This is a genomic window from Streptomyces sp. NRRL B-24085 (assembly GCF_001282115.1).
GTDB lineage: Bacteria > Actinomycetota > Actinomycetes > Streptomycetales > Streptomycetaceae > Streptomyces.
The window spans coordinates 1-7,506 of sequence record NZ_LJBR01000358.1; the positions used below are offsets into that span (position 1 = coordinate 1).

A 7,506-nucleotide genomic window follows, 5' to 3' on the forward strand; every position below is an offset into this window, starting at 1 on the left:
GTTCCTGCTGTCGCGAAGGGGCAGGACCCGCTGCCCGCTACCTCCGCCGCCCGAACCCGGAGGCGAGCGGCATCCGCAGCCCCAGCGGCGGAGGCGCGGCCAGCGCGTCCTGGACCGGCCGGGACAGCACCCGCCCGAACAGCGCCCCCAGCACGAAGTCCTCGGCCAGCGCCTGTACTTCGGCCCGGTACTGGTGCAGTGCGTGCCCGTCGGCGTGCACCTCGAACCGGCACACCTCCCGGTTCGCCTTCTTCGCCCGGGTCGCGAGCCGGAACGACAACTCGGGGTCGACCCGCTGGTCGTTGGTCCCGTGCACGATGAGCACCCGGCGCCCCACGAGCTGCCTGACCGGCTCGGGGGCGGCCGCCACGTCCTCCTCGGGCAGCCAAGGGGCAACGGCCACCACGGAGTTGACGGCCTCGTGCCCGCCCGCGCGCAGGGCCGCCCGTCCGCCCATGCCCACGCCGACCAGGGACACGGGGACGTCGCCGTAACGCCGTACGACCTCGTCGGCGGCCCAGGTCGCGTCGTGCGCGAGATGCGCCTCGCCGCCGTTCCACCCGCGGTAGCGGTAGTGCACCAGATGGGCCGCGAGCCCCTCGGCGTGCCCCGCGCGGGCGAGCCGTCGTCCCAACGCCCGTACCGCGGAGGGCAGTCGCATCGAGGCGGGCCTGCGCAGAGAGGTCTCGTCGCCGCCCGGAAGGAGCAGCACCACTCCGCTCACCGCCGCCGGCTCCCGGCCGAGGGTCCTGCCCAGTCGGGCGCTGCGCACCGGCGTCGCTTGCTGTGCCATGACAGAACAGTGTCAGAAGCCGGGGTGTACGACACGGGGCGGGGCGGTCACCGTTACGTATCGGCCGATTCGTACAGCGCGCGCTCTACGCGCGTAGGAGTTACAGTGCCAGGATGACGAGCCAGACTGACCGGATGAGGAACTCCCCGAGCCCGGACCAGATCCGCCGGGCCCCCAAGGTTCTGCTGCACGATCACCTCGACGGCGGGCTGCGCCCCGGCACGGTCGTCGACCTCGCCCGTCAGACCGGGTACTCCGCGCTTCCCGAGGACGACGCGGACCGGCTGGGCGTCTGGTTCCGGGAGGCCGCCGACTCCGGCTCGCTGGAACGGTACTTGGAGACCTTCTCGCACACGGTCGGCGTCATGCAGACCCGTGAGGCGCTGGTGCGGGTGGCCGCCGAGTGCGCCGAGGACCTCGCCGAGGACGGTGTCGTCTACGCCGAGGTGCGGTACGCCCCCGAGCAGCACCTGGAGAAGGGGCTGACCCTCGAAGAGGTCGTCGAGGCCGTCAACGAGGGCTTCCGGGAAGGCGAGCGCCGGGCCAGGGCGGCCGGCCGCCGCATCCGCGTCGGCGCCCTGCTCACCGCCATGCGGCACGCGGCCCGCGCCCTGGAGATCGCGGAACTCGCCAACCGCTACCGCGACCTGGGCGTCGTCGGGTTCGACATCGCGGGCGCGGAGGCCGGCTACCCGCCCACCCGGCACCTCGACGCCTTCGAGTACCTGAAGCGCGAGAACAACCACTTCACCATCCACGCCGGCGAGGCCTTCGGACTGCCGTCCATCTGGCAGGCCCTCCAGTGGTGCGGTGCCGACCGGCTCGGCCACGGCGTGCGCATCATCGACGACATCCAGGTCCACGAGGACGGCACGGTCAAGCTCGGCCGGCTCGCCTCCTACGTCCGGGACAAGCGGATCCCGCTGGAGCTGTGCCCCAGTTCCAACCTCCAGACCGGGGCCGCCTCCTCGTACGCCGAGCACCCGATCGGGCTGCTGCGGCGCCTGCACTTCCGGGCCACCGTGAACACCGACAACCGGCTGATGTCCGGCACCAGCATGAGCCGGGAATTCGAGCACCTTGTCGACGCGTTCGGTTATTCGCTCGACGACATGCAGTGGTTCTCCGTCAATGCGATGAAATCAGCGTTCATTCCTTTCGATGAACGACTCGCGATGATCAATGACGTCATCAAGCCCGGATATGCCGAGCTGAAGTCCGAATGGCTGTTCCAGCAGACCGCCTCCACCAGCGGTTCTGTGGACGAAGAGGGCTGACCGGGGAAAACCTCGGGTACGGAGTGCGGGCGGGTGTTCACAATCCGTCCGCATTTCGATGTTTGCGGCGGGCGGGTTCCCATGTTTACGGTCGTGGACCGCTGACATCCCGTAAACCCATTTCGAGGACGCATTTCATGAAGCAGTCTGCTGCCAAGACCCTCGGTGTCGCCGCCCTTGGTGCCGCCTTCGCCGCCGCCGGCGCGGGTGCCGCGAACGCCGCGCCGGCGATGCCGGACGCGAGCCAGGCGCTCGGCTCCGTCTCCCAGGGGCTCCCCACCGAGAACGTCACCAAGGCGCTGCCGGGCGCCGGTGAGGCGCTGGCGCAGGCCCAGCCGGCGGTGGGCACCGGCCTCTCGGCCGCGCAGCCCGCCGTCGAGAAGGTCCTCGCCGACGGCCCGACCGGCCCCGTCGCCGGTCTCCTCGGGGGCCTGCCGATCGGCCAGGTCCTGCCCGGCAGCGGCACCGGCCTGAACGGCCTGCCGCTCGGCTGAGACCCGCCGCTTCCCGCAACGCGCCGGTGGGGCGCACCCCGAGATCACGGGGTGCGCCCCACCGGCGTACGTGCACCGGGGTGTCACCAGGCGGTCTGCGCCTTCTCCTCCGAGGGGAACAGGATCCACAGTGCGATGTAGAGCAGGAACTGCGGGCCCGGCAGCAGACAGGACACCAGGAAGATCACGCGCATCGTGGTCGCGGAGGTGCCGAAGCGCCGTGCCAGCGCGGCACACACTCCGCCGATCATGCGGCCGTTGGTGGGACGGGCGAGGCGGGACATTGCGGCTCCTTCGTGAGCGTCGACGGTCCGGGTCCGAGTGACCCTTTCCAGCTGTCTTCAACGCTACGGAGACGAACGGCACACAGCGTCGCTCTACGGTGCGATCCCGACCCTGGGAATCGTCGGGGTCCGACCCTGAGCCGGCTCCTCCTGGCGGACGGCCGTCCGCCCTCGGCGTTCGGTCCTGCGGCGGAGCGAGTGGCGCACCGCCGGCACGACCGCGAGGTGGACGAGCGCGACGCCCGCGGTGTTCAGGAACAGGGAGTCGATGTCGACGACCTGGCCGGGGACGCCGGTCTGGAGCAGCTCTATAGCGAGGGAGATCAGCGCGCCCGCGGCACAGGTGCGGATGAGGGAGCCGAGCGGGGAGGCCCACAGGCGGCCGTGCACCATCGGGAGCAGTAAGCCGAGCGGGGCCAGGAGCGCGAGCCCTTCTCCGATCCGGCGGGCGGCCTCCCGCCCGCCGAGGGCGAGGTCGGCGCGGATACCGGCGAAGGGGTGCAGGTTGGCGGGGACGACCCAGGGCACGTCCAGCGGACGCAGCGTCAGCCAGGCGACGAACGCGAGGTGTGCGACCAGGAGGGCACCTCCTGCCACACGGACGCGAAGGGCGGCATTGCCGCCGACGAAGCCTTGACGCTGCACGATCCCCTAGACGCCCCGCTCGGCACGATCGGTTCCGGAACCCCCCGAGGTACCTGGGTGAGGCCTGCGCCACACGCGGTGGACGCCCCCGTTTCAGCCGCCGGTCACCTCGGTCGACGGCGGCCGGTGGCTGCCCGGCTGGGAGCGCACCTCGTCCGTGCAGTCGTAGCGGCGCAGCGGTGCGGTCGAGGGGCCGCCGAGGATGACGGAGCCGTCGCCCTCGGCCGCGGCCGAGTCGGAGAAGGTGCACACGACCTGGGCGAGGGCGTAGGCGGAGAGCTCGGTGGGCGGGGTGCTCAGCCGGAGCGTGTCCTCGGGGTCCCCGGGACGCGGACCGCTGACGGTCGTGCCGCCGCGCACGTACGTCTGGTAGCCGGCCTCGCGCTCGGCCGTCGACGGCGTCTCGGTGAGCTGGTCGAGGAGCCCCTGCGCGACCAGCACCCGCCGCTCGGAGTCGGCGGTCCCGTCCGGGACCCTGAGGCTGCGGTCGACCGCCACCAGCGACGACCCGCACAGCAGGAACACCTGCACGGCGAGACCGTGCGAGGCCTGCTGCGAGGCGTCCGGCTCGGAGAGCGAACACAGCACCCGGGAGGGCGCCGGGCCGAAGTCGGTGGGCACCTCGGTGGGCCGGATCCCGCACCCGGCGGCCAGCAGACCGAGCAGGGGGAGCGGCAGCAGCCGTCGCGCCCTCCGCCCGGCGCGCGACATGCGGGCCCTGCGCGCGCGTCGTCCGTCCCGGTGCATCACGCCTCCCCCTTCTTCGCCCCGTCGTCGTCCTTCTTGGCCTCCGTGAGCTGTTCCGCCAGCGCCGAGGCGTCCCGGGGCAGCCGCAGGGTGAAGACGGCACCCCCGTCGGGTGAGTTCGCCGCGGTGATCCCGCCGCCGTGGATGTGGGCGTTCTCCAGCGCGATGGACAGGCCGAGGCCGCTGCCCTCGGAGCGGGGGCGGGAGGCGCTGGCCTTGTAGAAGCGGTCGAAGACATGGGGCAGGACGTCCTCGGGGATGCCGGGGCCGTGGTCGCGGACCCCGATGACCACCTCGTCGTCCGCGGCGCGCACCGCCACCCGCACCGGGGAGCCGCCGTGCTTGAGGGCGTTGCCGATCAGGTTGGCGAGGATCACGTCGAGGCGCCGCGGGTCGAGGCGGGCGTGGATGCCGCGCTCGGCGTCCAGCTCCACCGCGTCCAGCCACGCCCGCGCGTCGATGCACGCGGTGATCTGGTCGGCCACGTCCACGTCGTCGAGGACCAGCCGGGCGGTGCCCGCGTCGAAGCGGGTGACCTCCATCAGGTTCTCGACCAGGTCGTTGAGCCGGCGGGTCTCGCTGACCACCAGCCGCACGGCCGGCTCGATCATCGGGTCCATCGAACCGGACTCGGCCTCCAGCTCCTCCTCCAGGATCTCGGTGACGGCGGTGATCGCGGTGAGCGGGGTCCGCAGTTCGTGGCTCATGTCCGCCACGAACCGCCGGGAGGCGTCGTCACGGGCGGCCATGTCCTCGACGCGCTTCTCCAGCGCCTCGGCCGCGTAGTTGAACGTCCGTGACAGGTCCGCGAGTTCGTCGGTGCCCGACACCCTGAGCCGGGTGTCAAGACGGCCTTCGCCGAGCCGCCGGGCGGCGACCCCCAGCCGGTGCACCGGCTTCAGTACGGTCGTCGCGGCGGCCTGGGCGAGCAGCGCGGAGCCGATCAGGGCGAGCCCGGTAGCGATCCCCAGCGACCAGGCCAGGGAGTTGAGGTCCTTGGCCTCGGGCTCCAGGGATTTGAGCATGTACCCGGTGGGGCCGCCGCCGATCACGCGGGTGCCGGCGACCAGATACGGGGTGTCGTGGTCGACGGTCCGCTGCCAGTACAGGTGGTAGGCGGACTTGTTGGCGGAGTCGACCTCCTGCTTCTCGTTCACCGCCTCGCGCAGCGACACGGGCACGTCCTGGAGGGTGAAGCCGTCCAGGGCGCCCGAATTGCCGTACATCGTGCGGCCCTTGGCGTCGGAGGCCACGAGCAGCACGCTGAAGCGCTGGCTGCTGCCGGCCATCTGGCCCGCTGCCTGCTGGAGTTCGTCCTGCGTGGGGTTCTCGGGCAGGGCGCCGGCGCGGTTCTGCATCTCCTGCTGGAAGTCCCGCAGCACCGCGTCCTGGGCGCGGGTGAGCACCGCCTCGCGGTTGAGCCAGTAGGCGATGCCGGACGCGGACACGGCGGCGGTCAGCGCCACCAGGCCGAAGACGACGACGAGACGCAGCCGCAGGCTGGTGAAACGCAGCCGTGACCACACACCCTTGCGAGCCGCGAACCAGCCGCGGAGCCCCCCTTGCGCTTCGGTCACTGAGGCGTGTCCAGCCGGTAGCCCACACCCCGCACGGTACGGATCAGCGTCGGGGACGACGGCACGTCCTCGACCTTGGCGCGCAGCCGCTGCACACAGGCGTCCACCAGGCGCGAGTCACCGAGGTAGTCGTGCTCCCACACCAGCCGCAGCAGCTGCTGGCGGGACAGCGCCTGGCCCGGCCGCCGGCTCAGCTCCAGGAGCAGCCTGAGCTCGGTCGGGGTGAGCTGGAGGTCCTCGCCGTTCTTCGTCACGGTCATGGCCGCGCGGTCGATGACGAGCGAGCCGAAGGACGCCGAGTCGTTCGACTCCCGTTCCCCGCGCCGCAGCACGGCCCGGATCCGGGCGTCGAGGACCCGGCCCTGCACCGGCTTGACGACGTAGTCGTCGGCACCGGACTCCAGGCCGACCACCACGTCGATGTCGTCGTTGCGCGCGGTCAGCAGGATGATCGGCAACTGGTCGGTACGCCGGATGCGCCGGCACACCTCGAACCCGTCGATGCCGGGCAGCATCACGTCCAGCACGATCAGGTCCGGCCGCTGCTCACGGAGCAGTTTGAGGCCGTCCTCACCGGTGGCAGCGGTGGCGACCCGGTGGCCCTGGCGCGTCAGAGACAGTTCCAGGGCCGTACGGATGGCGTCGTCGTCCTCGATCAGCAACAGGGAAGGCACGGGCTCATTCTGGCCCATGGAGGGGGTGCGGTTCGACCTGTGGGGACACGGCAGTCCGTACGGCACTCGTCCGTGGGTCCGCTGTGCAATTCCTGGGACCGGGCCCTGTGACAGGTCTGTGACAGTCGGCGGACACGGCCATGAAGGTGCGGAGGCAAGCTTTTCGGCACGGGCAAGGCAGCACCGCCCGAGCAGACCGAACACCGGAAGTCCACGACGGGGGGCGCGAGATGAACACGCTGCACAGCATCAGCACCAGCGCAGTGGTCACGCGGCTGCACGACGTGACCCGGGGTTCCGAGAAGTCCGGTGCCGTGAGCGGGCGGGGGTGCGCTCGCGGCACCGGGCGTCAGCACACCGCGTACATGTCGGTGGTTGACACCATCACGGGGGAAACGCACGGGGGATCGTCGTACAGGGAGGACACGGGGGAGCGTCGTTCGCTGTCGGAGGCGGAGTTCACCGCCTACGTCCAGGAGCGCCGCGCCTCCCTGTACGCCACCGCCTACCACCTGACCGGTGACCGCTTCGAGGCCGAGGACCTGCTGCAGAGCGCGCTGTTCTCGACGTACCGGGCGTGGGACCGGATCAGCGACAAGGCCGCGGTCGGGGGCTACCTCCGCCGCACCATGACCAACCTGCACATCAGCGCGTGGCGCCGCCGCAAGCTGAACGAATACCCGACCGAGGAACTGCCGGAGACGCCCGGCGACACGGACGCGATGCGCGGCACCGAGCTGCGCGCGGTCCTGTGGCAGGCGCTCGCCCGGCTCCCCGAACTCCAGCGCACGATGCTGGTCCTGCGTTACTACGAGGGCCGCACCGACCCGGAGATCGCGGAGATCCTCGACATCAGTGTCGGCACGGTGAAGTCCAGCATCTGGCGCTCCCTGCGCCGCCTGCGCGAGGACGAGGTCCTCAGCTTCGGCCGTGACGAGGAGAACGCCTTCGGGGAGCTCGTCGCCTGAGGGTGGGGGGAAAGCAAGGGAACGGGGGACCACGGGTACCGGCTGGG

9 protein-coding genes are annotated in these 7,506 nt (G+C 71.4%); 3 read left to right on the forward strand and 6 right to left on the reverse strand.

All coding sequences use genetic code 11. From position 1 onward, the window contains the following. Window positions 1–37 precede the first annotated feature (37 nt). Complete coding sequence (locus tag AOJ26_RS32380) at window positions 38–793, reverse strand: dienelactone hydrolase family protein (protein WP_053851931.1); 756 nt, start codon at window positions 791–793, stop codon at window positions 38–40. 113 nt (window positions 794–906) lie between these two features. Here AOJ26_RS32380 and AOJ26_RS32385 point away from each other — a divergent pair, with 113 nt between their 5' ends. Together AOJ26_RS32385 and AOJ26_RS32390 are read left to right on the forward strand one after the other, a co-directional pair. Next, window positions 907–2,070, forward strand: coding sequence for an adenosine deaminase (locus AOJ26_RS32385; RefSeq protein ID WP_053851932.1), 1,164 nt, complete (start codon window positions 907–909; stop codon window positions 2,068–2,070). 137 nt (window positions 2,071–2,207) lie between these two features. Further along, window positions 2,208–2,564: a hypothetical protein gene (locus AOJ26_RS32390; RefSeq protein WP_053851933.1), complete on the forward strand. Its 357-nt coding sequence runs from the start codon at window positions 2,208–2,210 to the stop codon at window positions 2,562–2,564. 83 nt (window positions 2,565–2,647) lie between these two features. On the opposite strand, the gene AOJ26_RS32395 is transcribed toward AOJ26_RS32390, so the two are convergent. The 5 genes from AOJ26_RS32395 to afsQ1 all read right to left on the reverse strand — a co-directional run bounded on the left by AOJ26_RS32395 (window position 2,648) and on the right by afsQ1 (window position 6,491). Beyond that, window positions 2,648–2,848 carry a PspC domain-containing protein gene (locus AOJ26_RS32395; protein WP_020141249.1) on the reverse strand — a complete coding sequence of 67 codons (201 nt, stop codon included), beginning with the start codon at window positions 2,846–2,848 and terminating at the stop codon, window positions 2,648–2,650. A gap of 93 nt (window positions 2,849–2,941) precedes the next feature. Further along, window positions 2,942–3,493 carry a VanZ family protein gene (locus AOJ26_RS32400; RefSeq protein ID WP_053851934.1) on the reverse strand — a complete coding sequence of 184 codons (552 nt, stop codon included), beginning with the start codon at window positions 3,491–3,493 and terminating at the stop codon, window positions 2,942–2,944. A 93-nt stretch (window positions 3,494–3,586) separates the two neighbouring features. Continuing rightward, on the reverse strand, window positions 3,587–4,240 hold the full coding sequence (locus AOJ26_RS32405; RefSeq protein WP_078960117.1) for a hypothetical protein: 654 nt from the start codon (window positions 4,238–4,240) through the stop codon (window positions 3,587–3,589). Beyond that, window positions 4,240–5,817, reverse strand: a complete 1,578-nt coding sequence (locus AOJ26_RS32410) for a sensor histidine kinase (protein WP_053851935.1) — start codon at window positions 5,815–5,817, stop codon at window positions 4,240–4,242. Before AOJ26_RS32410 ends, AOJ26_RS32405 begins: the two co-directional genes overlap by 1 nt. After that, window positions 5,814–6,491, reverse strand: coding sequence for a two-component system response regulator AfsQ1 (gene afsQ1, locus AOJ26_RS32415; protein ID WP_053851936.1), 678 nt, complete (start codon window positions 6,489–6,491; stop codon window positions 5,814–5,816). Before afsQ1 ends, AOJ26_RS32410 begins: the two co-directional genes overlap by 4 nt. A 230-nt stretch (window positions 6,492–6,721) precedes the next feature. On the opposite strand from afsQ1, the gene AOJ26_RS32420 reads away from it, so the two are divergent. Continuing rightward, entirely contained in the window at window positions 6,722–7,459 is a 738-nt protein-coding gene (locus AOJ26_RS32420; RefSeq protein WP_053851937.1) for a SigE family RNA polymerase sigma factor, read from the forward strand. Window positions 7,460–7,506: the final 47 nt, after the last annotated feature.